Source organism: Aurantiacibacter hainanensis (assembly GCF_036321025.1).
Taxonomy (GTDB): Bacteria; Pseudomonadota; Alphaproteobacteria; order Sphingomonadales; family Sphingomonadaceae; genus Alteraurantiacibacter; species Alteraurantiacibacter hainanensis.
On record NZ_JAZAPB010000002.1, the window covers coordinates 1,730,952 to 1,750,708 of the forward strand.

Genomic DNA, 19,757 nt, shown 5'->3' on the forward strand with positions numbered 1-19,757 from the left:
CCTCGTTGCAAATCGGGACGCCGGTTTTTAGGGTGCCGCACGTCATCGGGGGAATGAGTTTCGTGGCAGGCGATCATCCGAAGTTCGACAAGCTCGCGCTCGTCCATTCGCAGGACGACCGGGCAGGCAAGGCCGCGCGAGAACTGGGCGAACGGTATGATTTCGTTCCGACGGACCAGGCCGATGCGATTATCGCGCTGGGCGGCGATGGCACCATGCTGGATGCATTGCACGACATGCTGGACCGCAACCGTATCAAGCCCATCTTCGGGCTGAACCTCGGCACGGTGGGCTTCCTGATGAACCGGTATCACGGCGCCAGCGGCCTCGCCCAGCGACTGATCGATGCCAAGCCGGTGCCGATCCTGCCGCTGCGCATGAACGTGACGACGCAGACCGGCGAACGCCACACCTACTGCGCCATCAACGAAGTCAGCCTGCTGCGTGAGACCCGGCAGACCGCAAAGCTGGAGATTTCCGTCAATGGCCGTGTCCGCATCCCGGAACTGGCGGGTGACGGCATCCTGCTTTCGACGCCCGTGGGATCGACCGCCTACAATCTTTCCGCGAACGGGCCGATCCTGCCGCTCGATTCGAACATGCTTGCCCTCACGCCGATCAGCCCGTTTCGCCCGCGGCGCTGGCGCGGCGCCATCCTGCCGGATCGCAGCCGCGTTAGTTTTCGCGTGAACGAACCGGCCAAGCGCCCCGTGGCGGCCGTCGCGGATTCCAAGGAAGTGCGCGACGTAGCGGAGGTGCACATCGAAGTCGCGCGCGAGATGGAAATGACCCTGCTGTTCGACCCGCACCAGACGCTGGACGAGCGGATCGTGGCCGAACAGTTCATGACGTAAGGAATTGGTGAGATTGCGGCAATTCGGGCCTTGCCAAACCGAATCCCCGCCCATATAGGCGCTCACCTGCCTGACGGGCTGCTCCCCGATAGCTCAGCGGTAGAGTAGGTGACTGTTAATCACTTGGTCGTTGGTTCGAATCCAACTCGGGGAGCCAAATCATCCTGTCAATCGCCTGATTTATCAGGATTTTTGGGAAAAGGATGGAAATCATCCCCACATCCCGCCCCACATTCCGAATTGCTATGCTAGGCCGCTTTCAATCTTGGACGCGCGCTGCAGATCCCAATCGATCAGGTCCAGCGGCGTCATGCCTGGGCGCAACTCCTCTCCCGCCTTCGTGGCCGGAAACGTCCGAAGCGCAGCCAGCTTCAGCATCGCCGCACTGGCGCTCGATGCTGACGACAGCATAAGATCGCGGAAGGCGAGCTCGCGCTGCGCCTGGTCGCCGTCCAGCTCGACCAGCTTCCACACGGCGTGGAGCTGCCAGAATTCAGCATCGCGCTCGCGATAGTTGCGAGGCGCAGGCGTGGCGTTTACGGGATTGGAAGCCATGATCGTCTCTCCTAAAGACGGTTGAGGTTAGGGCCGGATCGCTGCTCCAACAGCGATCTGGTCCGCTCGTTATGCTCGCTGCTTGATTCTTTGGCAAGTCAGGCCCCAAGGTGGCCCGATGCCAGACGAAGACGAGAAACCCCATACCGCCGATCGAGATGCAGTAGTCGAACTACTCGACTCCGACGGCGACATTCGGCTCGCGACGCTAATTGGATTTGGCTACATCGAGCGGTATCTGGGTGAGTTAATTCGGGCCCACCTTCGGGACCTGCCTGAAGAGGCAAGAGCCTATTTGCTCAAGCGACCAGTTAAGCACCTGAGCGATCGCATCGAGTTCGCCGTGAAGCTCGGCAGCCTCGATGATGCTGTCGCCAACAATCTGAGCATTTTCGCTCAGATCCGGCACCGATTTGCTCACCACATACAGGCTCGCGATTGCACGGATCCGGAAATTCTCGCCTACATCGAGAAGCTGAACCTTGTTCACGAGGCTTTGGAAGAGATGGGACGAACTGACGTGGAACCCGAAAACCGCTTGAGACTGCTGATCCTCGTAACAATTCTCAAGTTGCATGACCTGATAGAGTCGCCGTTTCAAGAGCAGTGATCGCGCGTGCGATCGGGCCAGTAGCTATTCATTATCTTTGCCGCCATCGATCACCGAGAACCTGGGCGGCTCATCGTCAGCGATCGCATCAGCAAGTTCATCGAGAAGCTCCTGAGCGGCAGGATCAGCGAAATGCGGTTGGCGCAAAGCTTCGCTCACAGCATCCTTGTCGAGGACACCGGTCGTATCGAGAGCGTGAATCAACACCTCGATCACAAAAGATTGTGCGGCAGCCGCGTTTGCGAGGAACTGTATCGCTTCTTCTGGATCGGAAAACTGACGAGGTTTCATGTTCTGTCTCTCCTGCGACGTTCGCTGGCCGTTTGTGGTCCACTGCATCAGCCTGCCAAAGCCGGGGGATCAAATTTCTCAGTCAGTTGACCGCAAGGGGTGAATCTTTGATCCGAACCGCATGAGCAGCACCGTCTTAGCTACTTGGCTCTTTACCGAATTAGGTGCCCTCGCCCTATCCTGGGGAGCGAAGGGCTTCGTCGGGGTGTTGAAAGACAAGAAGGCGCGGCAGGATCTCGCCGATGCATGTTCCGACGCAATTGAGGCAGCGGCTCAGGCTGCTCCAGAACTGCGAGAGGATCTGACTTCCGAGACCTTCGTCGGAAAGGCGATCCTGCCAACAATACGAGCCCTCCTGGCCGACCCGTCTCAACTGGCGCGCGAAGAAGCCCTGGCGCGGGATTTCATCAACATCTTCGTCAAGCAATGGATTGGCGAAAACGAAACGGTCGATGACACCTTGGCTCGCGTTTTCCGCGCCGACCGCAACGTGTTGGATGAGGCGTTCACCGCGTTCTTCAAAGAGCTGAAGTCAGGCCTTTATCGCTCACCACACTGGCGTGAAATGCAGCACGCCATCACGAGTGAAGTGACACTCGAAACTCTGAACGTTCTGCGGAGGGAAGTTAGCCTGGCGGCAGGGCAGCGTTCAGGCAGGGCGATCGAGGTCGAAGAAGCGATCGCGAATGCTGCGGAAGCCTCGGCCGGATTGCGCAATTGGCAGACGGAGATCGAGGGCAAGCACATTATCAACCCGGCAAGGGAAAGAGTGCTGGAGCGCATTCGCTCTGAACCACACGGCACGACCCTGCTTGTCGGAGAAGCGGGCAGCGGAAAGTCAGCCCTTCTCGCCACACTCTTCGATGAGCTGGAATCTTTGGGAATACGCCCTTTCGGCATAAAGGCAGACCAGATCCCTGCCGCTGCCGGCAGCATGAATGATGTTGCCGAAGCTCTCGGGCTTGAAGATCGCCTCGAGGAGCGGATCATCGCCTTGGCGAGAGAGGGCCCGGTGGTGTTGCTGGTCGACCAGCTCGACGCCGTCAGTGCGATCATGGATCACCAGACGCAGCGAATGAACCTACTCCTCCGGCTAATCAGTAGCGTTCAAAACGCGACCCGGAGAGCCGACCTGGAACTCCATGTGGTCGTCAGCTCGCGGCCTTTCGAGGCGCAGCATGACCCTCGATTTGCGCAGTTGAAGGCCACCGAAATCAGACTCGGCATGCTGCCTCTTGAAGCTGTCGAGGAATTTCTCTCAGAAATCGGTATCCCTCCCGGGTCGCTTTCGCCAGAGTTGCGGGAATCTTTGCGGCGGCCATTCGCGCTCAAGCTCTTCGCGGATCTCGCAAGGCGCGGCGAAGATCTCGAACGGCTGACCGGATCAGAACTGCTCGAGCGCTGGCTTGCAACTGCAGATCTCGGCCGGGGCGAAGAGGCCAAGGAAACACTCGACTTCCTCGAGACCCTGGCAAAGGAGATGGTGGAGACCGAGACCCTATGGCGACCGGCCGATCGCTTCGATCTCGATTATCGCGATGCCGTCCGGAGAGCAGAGGCCTGCGGCCTGATCGTGCGAGCAGATGGTCGCTTGAGCTTCTCACACCAGGCATGGCTGGATGACTTCCAGGCAAAAGCATTCCGCAGCGGGACCGACCTCGCCGAATTCGCAATCGAGCGGCAGGATACCCTTTTCATTCGGACTACCGTCCTGCGGGGACTGCAGCGCCTCCGCGCAGTCGACCGCGGTGCATACGCGCGCGCCTGTAACGCGCTGTTAGGCGACGACCGTACCCGCCGGCACCTTCGACACTTGTTGGCTGAGGTCTTTGGATCGGCAATGGAACCGATCGATCTTGAGGTCGGATGGATAGCAAACTGGATCGCAGAAGATCCATCGTTGGCCGGCCGAGCACTGGGACACGTTGCGCCAAATTGGGCAACCTGGCGAGAGCCTCTTGGGCGACACTTGCCGGCCATGATGCAAAATCCCGCGCTCGAGTGGCATGCAGCCAAATTGCTGATCGAAGAGGTCAAGATCGATCCTCAAAACGGTGCCAGACTTGTCCTGCGATACTGGCAGGATGAGAGCTTCGATCTGCGCGCCTTCGACGTAATCCAGGCAACTGGAGAACTGTCTCACGGCCTTGAAGAAAGAGCGCGGCAATCGATCGAAAGGAGGAACGCCGATCCCTACGTCATGGGTCAGCTTCTCACCAATCTGCACGAGCGTGGCTCCTACCAGGATGCAGCCAGCCTACTCGCGTGCTGGGCTAATGCGCTTGAGAATCTGGAAGGCGACCAAGCTTCAATCTACGAACTCGAGAAGCTGGTGGAGCAAGCACCGCTCGAATACCTAGAAGCTCTTCTTCCCTTTTTTCTCGAAGTTGTCCGCCAGAATGTCGGCGAGGTCCTGAACGGTACCGCGGTCTTTCCCCGATCGGGGTCCCTGCCATACGACTGGTCGTACAGGGACCGGAAGGACACGATCTTCGGCGCTCTCGTCCTCGCCGTGCGTCGCGCAATGCAGGAATCGCCAACAACTGCCTGGAGTTTGTTGAAGGAGGCCGCAACTATCGAGATCGATCAGGTCCAGGAACTCGTTGCTGACGGTCTTATGGCGGCCGGCAAGGAACTCGCAGACGAGACAGCCAAGTTTCTCCTTTCGGATGAGCGGAGGCTGTCAATCTCGGAAGTGCACGTGAATGGATCGGACGGCATTGGGCGGACTATCCAAGGTTGGCACTCGCGCCAGCTGGTCAGCGTCGTTGCCGATAATTGCAGCGACGAGCAGGTAAGCCGCTTAAGAGACGCGATCGAAGCCTATGATCGATATGACCGCATCAGCTTGAAGAAGGAGAGCCTCGAGTTTGCGAGGAACTCGTTGGCATGGAACGAAGATGCCCGTCTCGGCCTCCTGTCAGGCTTGGCAGCGAGAACACTCTCGAGCACTCGCAGGCGCCAGGTCCAGGAATGGGAGCAGGCACAAACTCCGATAGAAGGCGCTCCAAACACGATCGGCATGGCGAGGACCGTAGGCTCGCCCATGTCTGCAGATGCAATGGCCAAGGCTTCAAATGATGCGATAATGGGGATGCTGAACAAGCTCCATGATCGCGCAGTTGTCGAGGCGGAAAAGCGAAGCTGGAGCAGGACTGGCGGGCTATCCGAGCTCGCCTGGGCATTCGGCGAATTTGGAAAGCGCGATCCGGATCGCGCCATCGAAATCGCAACCAAGAACTTTCAGCCAGGGCTTCACGAGACAGCAGCCGGAAGGCTTGTCGGAGCGCTCTCCGAGATCGAGAACTTTGATCCGGCTCGGATTCTCGATCTTATTATGACCTTCTCGGCCGATGGCTTCTCGCAACCGGAATGGCAGAACAGCAGTGCGCATGCACTGCGCAACATCGCTTCTCGGCTGAATGGCCTATCGGACGAGGTGCTGAACCTCCTCGAGAGCTGGATTGATGACGATGCCGAGGCGATCGAGAAACGGATCGCCTCAAGAGAAGAGGCCGATCGGCGCAATGCCAGATTCCAATCAGTTGGCGCGCGTCAGCAAGAGAGGGCTCCAGAGCCTTTTCTGTTCGGACCAAGAGACAGTTGGCGCGCCCTGCCCGGCGACAACTACACGATCTTTTCCGCGATCTTTGCCGGTATGACCAGTAGAGACGAAACGGATTGGAACCAAGGTCTCGCGTTCCTCGAGCGGCACCTTGCTCGAGCAGAAGATCCGATGATTTGGGCCTCCCTTCTGGAGCACTATGGCGGAGCCCTGAGTCATTGCGAGATTGAGCGCGTAAACGCCCTGCTACAGGGCATACTAGATAAGTATCCCGGCGCGTTTGATTACCCTGGTCTTGCGTCTGTCCTCTGGTCGCTGCGCATGCCAATCGATCCCGATCTATTTTCCTCGATAATGGATCGCTGGCTCAGCTCGCCAATGGCCGAACTTCGCCAGACGGCGGCCGAGCTCGTCACGGGTGCGATCCTTGTCGATCCGGATGAGCACCGGTTTCCAGACTGCTTTGCGAGTGTTGAGATGGCCGATGCTGCAATCGAGCGAGGCACTCTATTTACGGCAGTATCCGCTTGGAGAGAGACTAACGTCAAGATTCGGGAACGAGCCCACCTCATGTTGCTGGAGGCGATCCCGGAGGTCGACGGAGATGGCGCCAAAGCGATCGCGCGAATATTCCCTCGTCGACGGCAGCTACCGGCGGACACGATGACGTCAGAGCTTCTACAGGCGATATCGAAGAGCCCCCAGGTTCTGAGAGCATGTCTCGGGTATAGCTTCTACGAAGCGCTGCGCGATCTTCTGCTTTACCCAAAGTGGGCGGATACTGTTCTCGAGATATGCGAGCGCGCTTTCTCGGCATTGGCTGAAGAATTGGAAAGCCAGAGCCTCGGCCACAGCGCGACCGAACTGGTCGGCCTCACCATCGCTCTTCAGCGCTCCGGCGGCAGCACCCGAAGCCGTGCGATGGACCTCTATGAGAAACTGCTGGATGCGCGCGTTTACGGCGCTGAAAAAGCGGCAAAGGATGCTTCGCGGGCCTAGTCCGTCGCGAGTGTAGCGGAGTTGCTGGATCCCTATCGGGAAGCTCCAGCACGTCCGCACGCTGTCACGAGTTCGACCGCGTCGGTCTCACTGAGCGCGCCCGTCCGATCGACCAGGCGGCACTCAAGCCATGCTGCCAGATCGGCAGCAAAGCCGAACGCGCGCGAAGCTTTGCGGCGATTGGTGCGCAGAAACGTGGCCGGGGGAAGCAGCGCCTGGAGCGCCTCGTCATCCTCCCCGTACACGCTGACGCGATAGCGCAGCGCTGTCCGCTCGATCTCCACCCGGTCCACCCGGCGGCGCAGCTCAGTCTCGAATGCCTCGACGCTTTCCATCACCCTGCCAAGCCCGTCCTTAAGGCGATCATTTTCCTCTGAAGCTCACGAGCGGCCGCTCCCGCCGTTTGTCGACCCTCGCGCTCACTCATAGAAGCGTTCATGTTGACAGTTATCCCGCCGCCGAACCCGCTTGCGGCCATTCGGTTGCTCTGGGAATTTGTATAGACGCGCTCGCCGCCGCGGAAGTTCACCAGCTCAGGTCCCCCTTCACCCACCAGCGCGAGACCCCGCGGCGCGCTCATCGTGCCCGACGCGAAGCCGGGAATCTGCAGGCCCAGAGCCGCGCCGAGCGGCTGTACGATGAATTGCCGGAAAGCAGCGCTCGCTAGTTCCTTCACCAGGTTGCGCACAGCATCTAGGGCCGACTGCGCACCCAGCAGGAAGCCCTCCAGCTGATAGGTGAAACTGTCGAACGCGCGCGCCGCGATGTCGCGGAACTGACTGGCTTTGCCTGCCAGCATGTCGAGAGCGCCGCTCGTCGCGCTGGCAATGTCGTTGACGCTGGCAACATCGAACTGCGGCACCTGGTAATCAGCGATCGCCGGACGCCCGGTGCTGCCGTCCAGCGGCACGTCCGCCAGGTCGCGCCTCGCTCTTGCCCTCGCCTCGTCCAGCTGCGCCTGCGAAATCAGTCCCGCCGCTGCGCCTGCTTCCAACGCAGCCAGCTCGTCGCGGTACTCGCGGAGCTGCGCCGCTTCAGGGAACAGTCGATCCATGATGTCGCGCACGTTCCGGGCCAGCTCGCGGAAGCTCTGCTCGGTGGCGGAGGTCGCGTTCGCCGCCGTCTGCACCATCACGCTATCGAGACGGCCCATCTGCGCCGCGATCTCGTCGACCATGTCAGGCACGTGTGAATTGCCTACGACCCGGTCATACAGCCAGGCAAAGCTCTGCTCGACCGCCGCAATCTTCTCGCGAACCCAATCGAAGACCCTTCCCAGCCCGTTCTGCAGCCATTCCCGCACGCCCACGAACAGGTTTCTCATCAAGCCCACAACGCCGGGCACAAAAATCTCCACGGCGGAAAGCATGCCGCTGGTGATGTCGGCCAGCATTCGGCCGGCGGCTTCCCATGCCCCGCGGAAGTCGTTGTTCAGCAGCGCGTTAACGCCCTCAAGCCAGTGACCAATGGCGCGGAACACGTCGGTCGCCACTTCCAGCAGGCCGCGCAGCACGTGCACCACCGCATCGCCCAGGATGTTCGATGCCGCGCCGCCGAACTGGCCTAGCAGTTTCATTGCCCCTCGCAGCATATCTCCAAGTGGCCCCCGCCACAGTTCCGTGAACATACCGCGAATAGTGCTGACGAGATCCTGCAGGGGCGGCCCCAAGGACTGTTGGACCTGCTGCCAGAACGCCTGGAACAGCGGCGCGATGCGCTCCCAGTTCTGGTAGATCAGGATGCCCGCACTCGCGATCAGGCCCACCGGACCGGCGAAACGCAGCAGTTTTGTGCCCACCGATGCGATCGCGGCGCCGATTGTGCGCAGCACAGTCAGCTTCGCGGCTTCGCTGGCGAATTGCACGAGGAAAGAGATGGCGGTGCCCAGCGGATTGATGAAGGCTGAAATCGCAATACCGATCACGCCGAAGCGTGCGGCGAACAGCGGCAGGATCACTGCCGCCAGCGTGCCCATAACCAGCATCATCGGGCCGATCGCCGCAGCCGCTAGCGCAAACCCTGCTGCGATGCGGAACACCCAAGGGTTGATCTTGGCAAACGCGTCAGCCAGGCCCGCCGCGCGCTCGATCACCGAGGTGAGCAGGTCCAGCACGCCGCTGTCGGCAATCGCCACAACGATCCTCTGCAGGGCTTCGCCGAACTTCTTCAGCGCGTCGCGGTACCGATCGAAGCTGGCCGCCGATTCCTCGCTCACGACGGGCGCGTTCGCGCCGAGCTGGTCGAATAGTCGCCCGTTATTCTCCAGAAGCGGGATGAGCCCGCTCGCTTCGTCCGCGATCGCTTCGAGGTAGAACACCATCTCGCTCGAACTGACATTCGCGGCCCGCAGGCTATTGTAGTAGAGCTGCAGGGCATCGCGACCGCCCAGCCCTCGGAACATGTCGCGCGTCACACCCACCTTGGGCGCGATGTTCTCGAAAAAGTCGGCCATCTCGCCGCCGCCGGTCGCGATGAAATCGCCGACCTTGTCGCGGGTATCCTTGAAGATGTCGCCCAGCTTTTCGAACTCGATGCCTATCGACCGAGCGGCGTATGACTGACGCTGGAAGTTCTCAAAAGACTCGCCCGCAAGGTTGGCGCTGTTCCTGATGCCTTCGAGATCGTTGGCAACGCTCCGCGCAGCAACACCGAAGGCGCCGAAGGCACCCACCACCGGCGCAGTGAACTGCCGCGTGATCGCCTTGCCGACGTCATTCCACTTCTTTCCAAGGGATTCGAAGCTGTCCCGCAGGCGACCGATGCTTTTCTGAATGTTCGTGCTGCCGGTCGCGAAGTCGGCCGAGTCCATCCCGAGCCGGACCATCAATGACCCGATTTGTGTCGCCATCTAGCACCTCCACTTTAGCTTGCGGGCGCGCGACCGTGAGACCGCGCGCCCGCCCGTTGGGCAACGGAGCTTCGACTTCTCAGGCAACGAGCTCTCCTGGAGCTCTTGTTTGCGAGGGGTTTCTTCGCGTTCGCAAAGGCGCCGCCTGATAGAACGCTTCCACGACCGGACGGATCTTGGCCGGGAGCAACTCGGGATTGGCAACATTGCCGACTAGCCAAGCCCCCGTATCAGGGCATGCCCCGCGCGGGCAGATGCTGATCTCCGATACAAAGGCTTGTCGTATCAAAGTGCAGCGGCGCCCATCTCGAATTGCCGATGTGCCATCCATCACACCAAATCCGATCGAACACTCGCAGTAATCACCTCGTCCGACGCCTTGGAGGAGAGAAAACAGGTCACGCGAGCGCGCATCGAGGACCGGCTTAGCGATTTCGAAGGCCAGTCCCTCGCTATCCTGCCAGACCGAAAGGCCAAGTTCGCGAGCGGTCCCGTAGCAACGGGAATCCCTGTGCCAGAATTGCAGACCGACCGCTTCTGGATCCCAGGTAAAGCAGCCAGGAAGGTTGACGTGCGGCGGCCCGCCAGAGCCCAGCCACACAAGCCGGTTCCACCGCGCGGCATAGCCTTGAAGCGCCCACTGGCTCACGAGCAGTACTTTCGCGCATCGGCAAGGAAACTGTCGAGGCGATAATGAGGTTGGAGAGGGAAGCGCGCCGGCGGCGTGCGGAACACCGGAAGATAGATGGTGTAACCCAACTCCCCTACCGCGGCGCGCAATTCATGAGCGTCTCTGCAAGCCTTATCGAGGGCGCCGACGGCTTCCACGACTTTGAAAACCGCTCGCTTGTGCTGCTCCCCGACCTGCTCAGCGACCTCGAGCGAGAGCTCCGAAATCACTTCGTCAAGCCTTTCCCTTTGCTTGCTGCAGGCGCGACCCAGCGCCTTCATTTCCGTTTCAAGTCGATTGATTTCGCTTCGCAATGCCGGAACGCCCTCGCCTTCCGGAATGGGATCGAGATTACCTTGGAGAATTTGGGACGCGCGCTTTTCTGTCGCCTCGGAATCTTCATCGAGCATGATTGCGAGAAGCTTGTCCTGAAGGACAGAGATCCGCTCCGCCACTTCGCTCTTCCGGGTCCGGATAGCCGTGTATTTGGAGGCCTCCGTCCTGTACGCGGGGTTATCCGAAATCTTCGGGATTTCCAGCTTGGGCATTGCGGCACGTTCCTTCGGCATCGATTACTTCAGAACCTGTTTTCGCCGCACAATCGTGAAATTGCATGGCGCGAATTTCACGATCCATCCCGCGTCGTCTCGCGCCTGGTCAGCGCTGCCTTGGTCTCAGGCACCGAGCAGTTGACGTGCTTTCGGCATGCAGCCTGCTTCGCAAGCTGGCGCCTGGAGGGATAGGAGGATGGGTTCATTGTTGGCTCCGTTGTTGCAGGGAGCCTGGACCACTAACCACGTCTTCGCCGGATCGAAGCAAAGACAGGGTGCACCAATGTGAACCAGCGGGCCTCGCTGCTTCCAGTGCATCCAGCGCGGGTTTCAGCTCCCGCCATTACCGGAATATTGGCGTTCCAACAGAACCGCGCTCGCCGTCGGCATCGGCCTTCCGCCTTGGAGAGGCGTTATAGCCCGGCGATGATGTTCCGAATCTGGCGTGAGCAAGGCACCTTTTCGCCCAGCTTCGCGATCTGCCAGAAGTACTGCCACTTGAGTGAATAGTGGGTGGGCATCACGGTCGTGAGACGGTCCCTCGCTGCAGCGCGACCCTCGTAATGTCGCCAGTCGCTCGCGAGCCCGGATACGGCCTTCGCGAGGGGCTCACCCTCGTAGCAGTCACGAAAGAGATCCTCGATTAACCCGTTCCGAATCGCCTTCCGCTCGGAGCGCAATCCCGAAAGGCAGAATTCGTCTCGTGGATCCGCGCCGGCAAGAATGTTCTCGATTGCATCGGCAGGCCCATCGAACCCTTCTCGCGCCAGGAGCGCGGCAGCACCCTTCCAGATATCCCAGGACAGGCCTCCTTCGACCGCGCCGTCCAGCTCTCCGGGGAGGAAGCCGTGATCAGTCACGGCACACCTTCCTGCGAGGCAGTGGATCTTGCGGACGGCTGACCAGGTCATCCCCGTAACGTCGCTTCAGTGTCGGTACGCTGATCCCCAAGTGGCGCGCGATCTCATCCAGTGAACAGCCAGCACGCAATTCCCGTCTCACCTGGGCGCGCTGCTCCGGTGTCGGCCGGTGCCGCGGCCGGCCCCTCGGAGGGCGCTCCACCGCCGCCGCGCCGTGTGCCCGGATTCCGGCTTTCGAGATCGATCCGATCTGGTCGGCGTGGTGGCGAAAGAGCGTGCTCTTGCTCACGCCGACCAGCTGGGCGATCTGCACGATCGAAAGGCGAGGATTGCTCTGCTGTCGCAGCTCACGAATTCGCGCCTGGAGTTCCGGCGACGGCAGATGGGGCTTGCGACCAACTCGGCGCTTCGCCGGCGGCCTTTCGCCGAACAGGTCGCGGTCGGGTGAGGGAAAAATATCATCACCGTCCGCCACGTTAAGACCCGGGCTCCTCCCGGTATCGCATCGGCTCAGAGCTCCCCTCAGGCGGGCCACGATGCGAAATCCACGCTGAAGGCTTTCGCGCAATATCCATCCGACGAGCGGCATTCTCCGCCTACGCACGGCCAAGATCCTCTCCGGAAATTCCGCCGAGTGGGAAAAAAATCTGCGCGTGAGAGGGACGGCGGTCTTACAGCTTGCCACCTCCCGACGTTTTCACCCCCCCCGGGGGGTAGACAGCTTAGTAGCACCGAGACCGCGACCTTCCGGCGGAACCGCCCTCTTATTGCGAACGGAAGGGAATAATCCTCTGATTCCTCTAAGAAAGAGAGTGAGAATGGAAGGGCGGAAGGGATTTTTGTATAAGTCCCGTGCGAGAAAACTAGGTTTCGTGTCGAAACCCTATATTTGTCATAGAGAGAGGTCGGAATTCCCTTCCGATCTTCCATTTTTCCCGAAAAGCCAGCTTTTCTGCGGGCTGCAGGGTTCCGAGACCGGCAAAACCACCGTTCCGACCGGAAGGGCGCAGCCCTCCGAACCAAGGCGGAGAAGGCGAAAAGGGCGTTTTCGAGGCTGACACCCTTCGAGGGAAGCAGCGCCAGGAGCGGGGCGTTATCACCGCGAGTGATAACACCGAAGGGCTGCAGGCCGCTGCTCGCTGAAAGGGCCTCCGTACTGTGGAGACCCTTGGAGGGACGCAGCTCCAGGAGCGCACCGGAAGGCTTCAGAGGACCGGCCCTCACGACCGCTTCTCCGCGCTTCCAGCGCCACCCATATCCGGGCCGGAAGCGTCGTCTGCCCCCTGTATGGGGCGCGGGGATGTATCCTCCCGAAGGGTGTCGTTGCTGCCGACACCCTTGGAAGGATGCAGCAGCGCTACGCGCTGCCACCAGATTCCGTCCGAGCGGGTGCGCCTCAAGCCCAGCAGCTCCATCTGGCGAGCGAACCGCTTGATGCCGATCGCGTCGCGCCCGCTCTCGGCGGCCCACCTGCAATAGGCGTCGTGCAGCTCGAGCGATCTGGTGCGCGTCCGACTGCCCCTCGGCGCGATGCTGCACCGCTCGGCCAGGAACGTATCGACGGCCGCTTCTTCGTCCAGCAGGGACGCGAGCGCAGCCTTGCGCCGGATCCTGCATCCGCGCCGGATTGATGCGCCACCAGGCACACGTTCGAGCGCGAACCCCATATCCGTCATGGCGCGGCCGAATGCCGAGTAGGAGGGCCGCTCGTCGGCAGGTACGCCCACGGCCTCGCAGAATTGTCGGCACGACACGAACAGCTCGTCATGGTCTGCGCTTGCCTTGGGGTTGCTGAGATCGAGGCAGCGCTCGCACCAGTCCGCGATCGGGCTTCTCTCCTTCAATGCCTGGGCGAGCGCATCCATAGCGGCGCGATAGGCTTGGCGCGGAGATTGCCTCGCGATCCCCGCCTGGCGGCTGCCTGGCGGGAAAGTGAGCGTCAACTCGTCATTTACGGGAACAGAAGTCATGATCCCTCACCCCTCCGATTGTGTCTACGGGGTCCACTGTGGAGACGTGAGCCTAGCGAGCGGATTTCCGCTGCTCAGTCCAAGCCTGGACTTCGCTTTGCGGCCAGCGCGAAGCGGCACCGATTTTGACGGGCTTCGGGAATTCTCCCGCGGCAATCATCCTGTAGATTTTTGTCCGCTTGACGTGGATCTGCTGCTCAACAGCTTCCAACGGTATCAGGGTGTCTGCCATGAATGCCTCCGCGAAAAAGAGGCCTTCTAAATACACATGGGGCCGCGCGCGGCCACAAGAACCTAGTCCAGCGAACTTCCATGTTCGCTGGATTCTTCACTCTTCCAGAGATCTTCGCCGATCTCCTGACGGATCTCGGAGACAGCTTTCGCGGCCGTCGATCGACCTACGCTGAACTTCTCGCGAATCTTCCGGTAAATCTCGTCGTCAGTACCGCTCCAACCTGCACGCGACGCGGCGATCTTCTCCGCGCGATAGAAGAGCGCGATGTTCAAGTTGCGGCGATGGAGCTCGTCCCGGTCGTCGAACTTCAGCCTTCTCGCATCCTCTGAAACCATCTGCAGCGTGTAGCCCTCGCCGTCAGGCCCCTCGATCGCGTTGGCGATCTGTCCTGCCAAGGTCGCATCAATTGGCCATCCTTCCCGAATGTAGGCCGCGAGGGGCATTGGATCGCCATTCAACAATCCATTGCTGGCGCGGCTCCAGGCATCACGCTGCGCCACCGGCAGAGATTGCCACCAGGCAATGCGATCGAGGCTTTCCCTCGGAAGGGGAGGCCAGATCTCGTCCTGATCGTCAGTCATCAGCCGACCCCAGCTGCGGGGCGACAAATTCACTCCAGGCGCCGAGCAGCTCGCGGCGCATTTCGAGCAAGGTCGAACGCTGGTAGCGCCGCTCGACCGCGCTGCCGACCTTGTGCGCCAGTGCCATCTCGGCAACGTCGGGAGGCGTATCCGGCATCTTCTCCGCCGCCCAGGTACGGAAGCTGGTGCGAAAGCCGTGCACGGTCTCGTCGCGCCCGCTGTCGCGCAGCATCTTGCCCAGCGCGGCGTCGGTCAGCACCTTGCCGCGCAGGCTCGGGAATATCAGGCCTTTCTCGCCCAACAGGCTCTTGGCCTGGTCGAGGATCGCGAGCGCGGCCTTGTTCAAGGTGACGTCATGCGCCTCGCGACCCTTCATGATCGAGGCAGGCCTGCGCCACTCCAGTGCTTCGCGATCGATCTGCTCCCAGCGCGCCTGCCGCGCTTCGCCCTGGCGCGCTGCGGTCACGATCGTGAACAACAGCGCGAGCCGCGCAGGCGAGGCTTCCTTGCCCAGTTCACTGGCGACGAACGCCGGCACCTGCGCGTAGGGCATCGCCGGCCGCGGCGCGCTTTTCGGCTGCCGCGCGAGCCCGCGGGTGATTTCCTTGGCCGTCGGCGGAGGAATCGAGCGCCAGCCATGCGCCTTGGCATAGTGCAGCACGTCATCGATACGGTGGCGCACCTTGCGCGCGATCTGCGGCTTCTCGGTCCAGATCGGTGCGAGCGCCGCGATCACTTCCGCGCTCTCGACTTCGTCGACCTTGTAGTGGCCGATCACCGGCACCGCGTGCGTCTCCAGGCTGGAGAGGTATTGCGCCGCCGATTTCGCGGTCATGCCCCTGGCCTTTTCCTGGTGTGCGGCCGTCACGGCTTCCGCGAAGGTCGGGATCACCTTTTCCGTCCGATCGCGCTCGGCGATGGGATCGCCGCCGGCGCGCGCCACCTTGCGAAGGTAAGCGGCCTTCTCGCGCGCCTCCGCCAGTGTCAGGTCATCGATCGAGCCCAGGCCAATGTCGCGCCTGCGCTTGTTCACCTGGACGCGCAGGATCCACGATTTCGCGCCGCTGGGCTGCACGCGCAGGAGCAGGCCTTTCCCGTCGACATGCGTGCCGGGCGCGGCGTTTTTCACCTGCAGCGCGCTAAGCCTCGACATTGGGGAGCCATCCTTTCTCTACCCACATTCTTTCCAACACCTGCTGCGGATTGGAGAGAATGTCAACGGAAGGCTGCGGAAAACAGGAGGGCAAAAACCCCTGTAAATCAGGCAATAATCCGGGGCTCGAGGAGGGCTGCGAACAGGTGCGAAAAGCGCCCAAGTTTCAACTCGGGGAGCCATTCAAAGCCACATCCCGGTATTCGGTGCGCCGATTTCGCGCATGAAAAAGGCCGCGCTTCTTTGACCCGTCGGCCAGGGAGTCAGCGCAGCCTTGTTAACCGTAATCGCACCGGGACGCTTTGGTTCCCTGGTCGCTGAAAAAATTTTTACTGCGGTTTTCTGAAGCGATAGGCGAACTTGTCGCTCACCCCGTCGAATTCGCGCGGACTGGCCGTGTGGGGATCGTCGGGGTTGTGCAGCGCGTCGCTTTCCGCCTCCAGCGCGAACCCCGCCGAGGTCACCTGTTCACGCACGGCGGCCGGGTCAATCCGGTGCAACGTGGACGTAGCCGATAAGCCCGTGCCGGGCGCGGAGTGATCTTCCACGAAATAGATTCCACCCGGCTTCAATGCGGAGAAGGCCCAGCGGTTGGTCGCCGCGACATCCCCGTTGGCAAGGTCGTGGTAGTTCTCCGTCGTCCAGACCAGGTCGACCGGCTCCGGCAGGCTCAGGGTGTCGTAGCCTTCCACCACGACCACTTCGACGTTCCCGTACTGCTCGGCAATCGCATTAATGCCGTCGAGCCCGCCCGGCCGATTGGCGAAGAAAGCCGGCATCAGCGCGTATATCTTGCCCTCCGGCCCCACGGTCTGCGACAGGATTCGGGTGTAATAACCGCCGCCCGGCGCAATTTCGGCGATCACGTCACCGCGCTGCACGCCTGAGAACGCGACGATTTCCTCTGGCTTGCGCGCCTCGTCCCGGGCGCTGTCCTGCGCCGGTCGCGCAGGGCTGACGACGGCTGCGGTGATGTAGTCGTCCATGTCGGCCTGCGAATAGCTGACGGGCGCAGGCGATACGGCTGCCCCGCAGGCAGATAGCGCAAGGGCGGATCCGCCAACGAGAATGGCAAGACGGGAACGGTGCATGGGGGCTCTCCTTCGCCCCCATGCTATCGCCTGTGGTCTTTTGAGCAAGCGGTTAGGCGATGGCCCCGTGACAATGCTTGTACTTGTTGCCCGAACCGCAGGGGCACGGCGCGTTGCGGCTGATGTCCTGCCCGGCGTAGGGATTTTCCCGCTGCGCCGAACCGGCCGTGCCGGTGCTGGCCATGGGAGATCCCGCCAGCGTGCCGAACAGCGGCTGCTGCAGGCGCGAACCGTCGCCGTCGTTGCTGTCGTCCTCGCCCGTGAACGGATCGATGTGACCGGTCAGGAAATCGGGCAGGTCGGGCAGCGCGCGCGGAGGCGGCGGTGCGGCCGGGCGCAGCTGCGCGGTGAGCAGTACCTTGCTGACATCCTCGCGCAGGGTATCCAGCATCGTCTGGAACAGGCCGAATGCTTCCTGCTTGTACTCGTTGATCGGCTGCTTCTGCGCATAGGCGCGCAGGAAGACCACCTGGCGCAGCGCGTCCAGCGTGGCGAGGTGTTCCTTCCAGTGGTAGTCGAGCCGTTCCAGCAGGATGCTCTTTTCCACGCGGCGCCATGATTCCTCGGGGATCTCCGCCGTACGCTCCTTCAGGCGCTCTTCGGCAAGGTCCTGCAGCCGTTCCTCGATCAGTTCGGGTTCGACGGCATCTTCTTCCAGCCAGTCGTCGATCGGCGGGTTGAGGCCCAGCACTTCATCGACCTTCTCCTTCAGGCCGGCGACGTCCCACTGCTCCGGATAGGATCCGGGCGGACAGGCCTGCACCACGATGGAATTGATGGCGTCACGGCGCATGTCCTCCACCACGTCGTCGACACGCTCGGAATCCATGATTTCGGCGCGCTGCTCGTAGATGACCTTGCGCTGGTCGTTCATGACGTCGTCGTACTGCACGACCTGCTTGCGCATTTCGTAGTTGCGCGCCTCGACCTTCTTCTGCGCCGTCTCGATGGCCTTGGAAAGCCACTTGGAGCCGATCGCCTCTCCGTCCTCGAGATTGGAATTCATCATCTTGGCGAATAGCGTGTCCGGCCCGAAGATGCGCAGCAGATCGTCTTCCAGGCACAGGTAGAAGCGCGACAGGCCCGGGTCGCCCTGGCGGCCCGAACGCCCGCGAAGCTGGTTGTCGATGCGGCGGCTTTCGTGCCGCTCGGTGCCGAGCACGAACAGGCCGCCGGCTTCCTTCACCTTCTGCCGTTCCTCGGCCACTTCGGCCTTGATCCGGTCGATGGCGGCGTCCTTCTCGGGGCCGTCTTCCATTGCGCGGAGTTCATCCTCGATGCGGAAGTCGACGTTGCCGCCCAGCTGGATGTCGGTGCCGCGACCCGCCATGTTGGTGGCGATCGTCACCGCGCCCAGGCGACCGGCCTGCGCCACGATGTGCGCCTCGCTTTCATGCATGCGGGCGTTGAGCACGTTGTGCTTCACGCCTTCCTTGTCGAGAAACTTGCTCAGCAGTTCGGACTTCTCGATGGACACCGTGCCCACCAGCACCGGCTGGCCGATCTCGTTCTTTTCCTTGATCGCCCGGGCGATGGCCTGGAACTTGTCCAGCGTGTTCTTGTAGAACTCGTCGTCCTCGTCGATGCGCGCCACCGGCACGTTGGTGGGAATTTCCACCACGTTCAGCTTGTAGATGTCCCAGAACTCGCTCGCCTCGGTGGCTGCCGTACCGGTCATGCCGGAAAGCTTGGGATACATGCGGAAATAGTTCTGGAAGGTGATGGAGGCCATCGTCTGGTTCTCGGGCTGGATTTCCACGCCCTCCTTGGCCTCGGCCGCCTGGTGCAGGCCGTTGGACCAGCGGCGCCCTTCCATCATGCGCCCGGTGAACTCGTCGATGATCACGACCTTCTCGTCCTTGACGATGTAGTCGGTATCCTTCTTGAACATCACCACAGCGCGCAGCGCCTGGTCCAGGTGATGGACCACCAGCGTGTTCTCGACGTCGTAGAGGTTATCGGTTTCCAGCAGGCCGCGCTTGATCAGGCGCTGCTCCATTTCCTCGACGCCTTCTTCCGTCAGCTGGATGTTCCGGGTCTTCTCGTCCTTCGTGAAGTAGCCCTCTTCATCGCCCAGTGCGCCGTCCTTTTCCTTCTCCAGCGCCTCCTGGTCCTTCACCAGCTCCTTCACCATCTCGTCCAGCGCGAGGTAGAGGTCCGACTTGTCCTCCGTCGGGCCGGAGATGATCAGCGGGGTTCGCGCCTCGTCGATCAGGATCGAGTCCACTTCGTCGACGATGGCGAAGTTGAAGGGGCGCTGCACCATCTGGCGGCGCTCCTGCTTCATGTTGTCGCGCAGGTAGTCGAAGCCGAACTCGTTGTTGGTGCCGTAGGTGATGTCGGCGGCATAGGCCTCGCGCCGGGCGGCTTCCGGCAGGTTGGGCACGATCACGCCCACGGAAAGACCGAGGAACTGGTGCAGCTGCCCCATCCACTCGGCGTCGCGGCGGGCGAGGTAGTCGTTCACGGTGACGACGTGCACGCCCTTGCCTTGGATGGCGTTGAGATAGGTGGCGAGCGTTGCCACCAGCGTCTTGCCCTCGCCGGTCTTCATCTCGGCGATCTCGCCGCGGTGGAGCACGATGCCGCCCACCATCTGGACGTCGAAGTGCCGCATGCCCAGCACGCGCTTCGATGCCTCGCGCACGGTGGCAAAGGCCTCGGGCAGGATGTCGTCGAGGGTGTTGCCATCCTCCTCGAGCTGCTTGCGGAACTTGTAGGTCTGCGCCTTCAGTTCATCGTCCGAAAAGTCCTCGAGCTGTTCCTCGAGCGCATTGATCCGGGCGACGATCTTGTCGAGCGAAGTGACGTATCGGTCGTTTGCCGAACCGAAAATGGATTTGGCGATTGTCTGCCACATAGCGGGCGAGTCCTGTCAGAAAATATGGAAAGAGGCCGCGTGCATGTGCGCGGCCGGAGCAAGA

17 protein-coding genes and 1 tRNA gene are annotated in these 19,757 nt (G+C 61.5%); 4 read left to right on the plus strand and 14 right to left on the minus strand.

Annotated elements, in window-relative coordinates; genetic code table 11:
• Positions 1-53: 53 nt before the first annotated feature.
• Entirely contained in the window at positions 54-854 is an 801-nt protein-coding gene (locus tag AAA989_RS15800) for an NAD kinase (RefSeq protein WP_434781450.1), read from the plus strand.
• An 82-nt stretch (positions 855-936) separates the two neighbouring features.
• A tRNA-Asn gene (locus AAA989_RS15805) sits at positions 937-1,011 on the plus strand.
• Between the two features lie 86 nt (positions 1,012-1,097).
• Here the strand turns inward: AAA989_RS15805 and AAA989_RS15810 are convergent.
• Positions 1,098-1,409 (minus strand): hypothetical protein, encoded by a 312-nt coding sequence (locus AAA989_RS15810; RefSeq protein ID WP_338245248.1) that lies wholly within the window; start codon positions 1,407-1,409, stop codon positions 1,098-1,100.
• A 118-nt stretch (positions 1,410-1,527) separates the two neighbouring features.
• Here AAA989_RS15810 and AAA989_RS15815 point away from each other — a divergent pair, with 118 nt between their 5' ends.
• The gene (locus tag AAA989_RS15815) at positions 1,528-2,019 is read left to right on the plus strand and encodes a hypothetical protein (protein WP_338245250.1); all 492 of its coding nucleotides are present in this window, start codon (positions 1,528-1,530) and stop codon (positions 2,017-2,019) included.
• Positions 2,020-2,043: 24 nt separating this feature from the next.
• Here the strand turns inward: AAA989_RS15815 and AAA989_RS15820 are convergent, their stop codons facing one another.
• Entirely contained in the window at positions 2,044-2,310 is a 267-nt protein-coding gene (locus AAA989_RS15820) for a hypothetical protein (RefSeq protein WP_338245252.1), read from the minus strand.
• A gap of 121 nt (positions 2,311-2,431) precedes the next feature.
• Here AAA989_RS15820 and AAA989_RS15825 point away from each other — a divergent pair, with 121 nt between their 5' ends.
• Positions 2,432-6,874: an NACHT domain-containing protein gene (locus AAA989_RS15825; RefSeq protein ID WP_338245254.1), complete on the plus strand. Its 4,443-nt coding sequence runs from the start codon at positions 2,432-2,434 to the stop codon at positions 6,872-6,874.
• 32 nt (positions 6,875-6,906) lie between these two features.
• Here AAA989_RS15825 and AAA989_RS15830 read toward each other — a convergent pair whose 3' ends face one another.
• The 12 genes from AAA989_RS15830 to secA form a co-directional block, all read right to left on the minus strand.
• Complete coding sequence (locus AAA989_RS15830) at positions 6,907-7,212, minus strand: hypothetical protein (protein WP_338245256.1); 306 nt, start codon at positions 7,210-7,212, stop codon at positions 6,907-6,909.
• Positions 7,209-9,722 carry a phage tail tape measure protein gene (locus AAA989_RS15835; protein ID WP_338245258.1) on the minus strand — a complete coding sequence of 838 codons (2,514 nt, stop codon included), beginning with the start codon at positions 9,720-9,722 and terminating at the stop codon, positions 7,209-7,211. The genes AAA989_RS15830 and AAA989_RS15835 overlap by 4 nt, the downstream gene beginning before the upstream one ends.
• A 79-nt stretch (positions 9,723-9,801) precedes the next feature.
• Positions 9,802-10,371: an HK97 family phage prohead protease gene (locus tag AAA989_RS16435; RefSeq protein WP_353527187.1), complete on the minus strand. Its 570-nt coding sequence runs from the start codon at positions 10,369-10,371 to the stop codon at positions 9,802-9,804.
• On the minus strand, positions 10,368-10,940 hold the full coding sequence (locus AAA989_RS15840) for a hypothetical protein (RefSeq protein ID WP_338245260.1): 573 nt from the start codon (positions 10,938-10,940) through the stop codon (positions 10,368-10,370). The genes AAA989_RS16435 and AAA989_RS15840 overlap by 4 nt, the downstream gene beginning before the upstream one ends.
• A 416-nt stretch (positions 10,941-11,356) precedes the next feature.
• Positions 11,357-11,803: a hypothetical protein gene (locus tag AAA989_RS15845; RefSeq protein ID WP_338245262.1), complete on the minus strand. Its 447-nt coding sequence runs from the start codon at positions 11,801-11,803 to the stop codon at positions 11,357-11,359.
• Positions 11,796-12,392: a hypothetical protein gene (locus AAA989_RS15850; protein WP_338245264.1), complete on the minus strand. Its 597-nt coding sequence runs from the start codon at positions 12,390-12,392 to the stop codon at positions 11,796-11,798. The genes AAA989_RS15845 and AAA989_RS15850 overlap by 8 nt, the downstream gene beginning before the upstream one ends.
• A 631-nt stretch (positions 12,393-13,023) precedes the next feature.
• Positions 13,024-13,668, minus strand: a complete 645-nt coding sequence (locus AAA989_RS15855) for a hypothetical protein (RefSeq protein WP_338245266.1) — start codon at positions 13,666-13,668, stop codon at positions 13,024-13,026.
• Between the two features lie 157 nt (positions 13,669-13,825).
• Positions 13,826-14,005, minus strand: coding sequence for a helix-turn-helix transcriptional regulator (locus AAA989_RS15860; RefSeq protein WP_338245269.1), 180 nt, complete (start codon positions 14,003-14,005; stop codon positions 13,826-13,828).
• Positions 14,006-14,067: 62 nt separating this feature from the next.
• Complete coding sequence (locus AAA989_RS15865; protein WP_338245271.1) at positions 14,068-14,589, minus strand: hypothetical protein; 522 nt, start codon at positions 14,587-14,589, stop codon at positions 14,068-14,070.
• Entirely contained in the window at positions 14,582-15,742 is a 1,161-nt protein-coding gene (locus AAA989_RS15870; RefSeq protein ID WP_338245273.1) for a tyrosine-type recombinase/integrase, read from the minus strand. The genes AAA989_RS15865 and AAA989_RS15870 overlap by 8 nt, the downstream gene beginning before the upstream one ends.
• Positions 15,743-16,071: 329 nt before the next feature.
• On the minus strand, positions 16,072-16,833 hold the full coding sequence (locus AAA989_RS15875) for a class I SAM-dependent methyltransferase (protein ID WP_338245275.1): 762 nt from the start codon (positions 16,831-16,833) through the stop codon (positions 16,072-16,074).
• 52 nt (positions 16,834-16,885) lie between these two features.
• On the minus strand, positions 16,886-19,693 hold the full coding sequence (gene secA / locus AAA989_RS15880) for a preprotein translocase subunit SecA (RefSeq protein ID WP_338245277.1): 2,808 nt from the start codon (positions 19,691-19,693) through the stop codon (positions 16,886-16,888).
• Positions 19,694-19,757 lie beyond the last annotated feature (64 nt).

Coding starts and splice junctions, on each gene's coding strand:
- AAA989_RS15850 (WP_338245264.1), bottom strand. CDS start 12,392: ATGCCGCTCGTCGGATGGATATTGCGCGAAAGCCTTCAGCGTGGATTT.
- AAA989_RS15815 (WP_338245250.1), top strand. CDS start 1,528: ATGCCAGACGAAGACGAGAAACCCCATACCGCCGATCGAGATGCAGTA.
- AAA989_RS15875 (WP_338245275.1), bottom strand. CDS start 16,833: ATGCACCGTTCCCGTCTTGCCATTCTCGTTGGCGGATCCGCCCTTGCG.
- AAA989_RS15825 (WP_338245254.1), top strand. CDS start 2,432: ATGAGCAGCACCGTCTTAGCTACTTGGCTCTTTACCGAATTAGGTGCC.
- AAA989_RS15800 (WP_434781450.1), top strand. CDS start 54: ATGAGTTTCGTGGCAGGCGATCATCCGAAGTTCGACAAGCTCGCGCTC.
- AAA989_RS15870 (WP_338245273.1), bottom strand. CDS start 15,742: ATGTCGAGGCTTAGCGCGCTGCAGGTGAAAAACGCCGCGCCCGGCACG.
- AAA989_RS15810 (WP_338245248.1), bottom strand. CDS start 1,409: ATGGCTTCCAATCCCGTAAACGCCACGCCTGCGCCTCGCAACTATCGC.
- secA (WP_338245277.1), bottom strand. CDS start 19,693: ATGTGGCAGACAATCGCCAAATCCATTTTCGGTTCGGCAAACGACCGA.
- AAA989_RS15865 (WP_338245271.1), bottom strand. CDS start 14,589: ATGACTGACGATCAGGACGAGATCTGGCCTCCCCTTCCGAGGGAAAGC.
- AAA989_RS15855 (WP_338245266.1), bottom strand. CDS start 13,668: ATGGATGCGCTCGCCCAGGCATTGAAGGAGAGAAGCCCGATCGCGGAC.
- AAA989_RS15820 (WP_338245252.1), bottom strand. CDS start 2,310: ATGAAACCTCGTCAGTTTTCCGATCCAGAAGAAGCGATACAGTTCCTC.
- AAA989_RS15835 (WP_338245258.1), bottom strand. CDS start 9,722: ATGGCGACACAAATCGGGTCATTGATGGTCCGGCTCGGGATGGACTCG.
- AAA989_RS15840 (WP_338245260.1), bottom strand. CDS start 10,940: ATGCCCAAGCTGGAAATCCCGAAGATTTCGGATAACCCCGCGTACAGG.
- AAA989_RS15860 (WP_338245269.1), bottom strand. CDS start 14,005: ATGGCAGACACCCTGATACCGTTGGAAGCTGTTGAGCAGCAGATCCAC.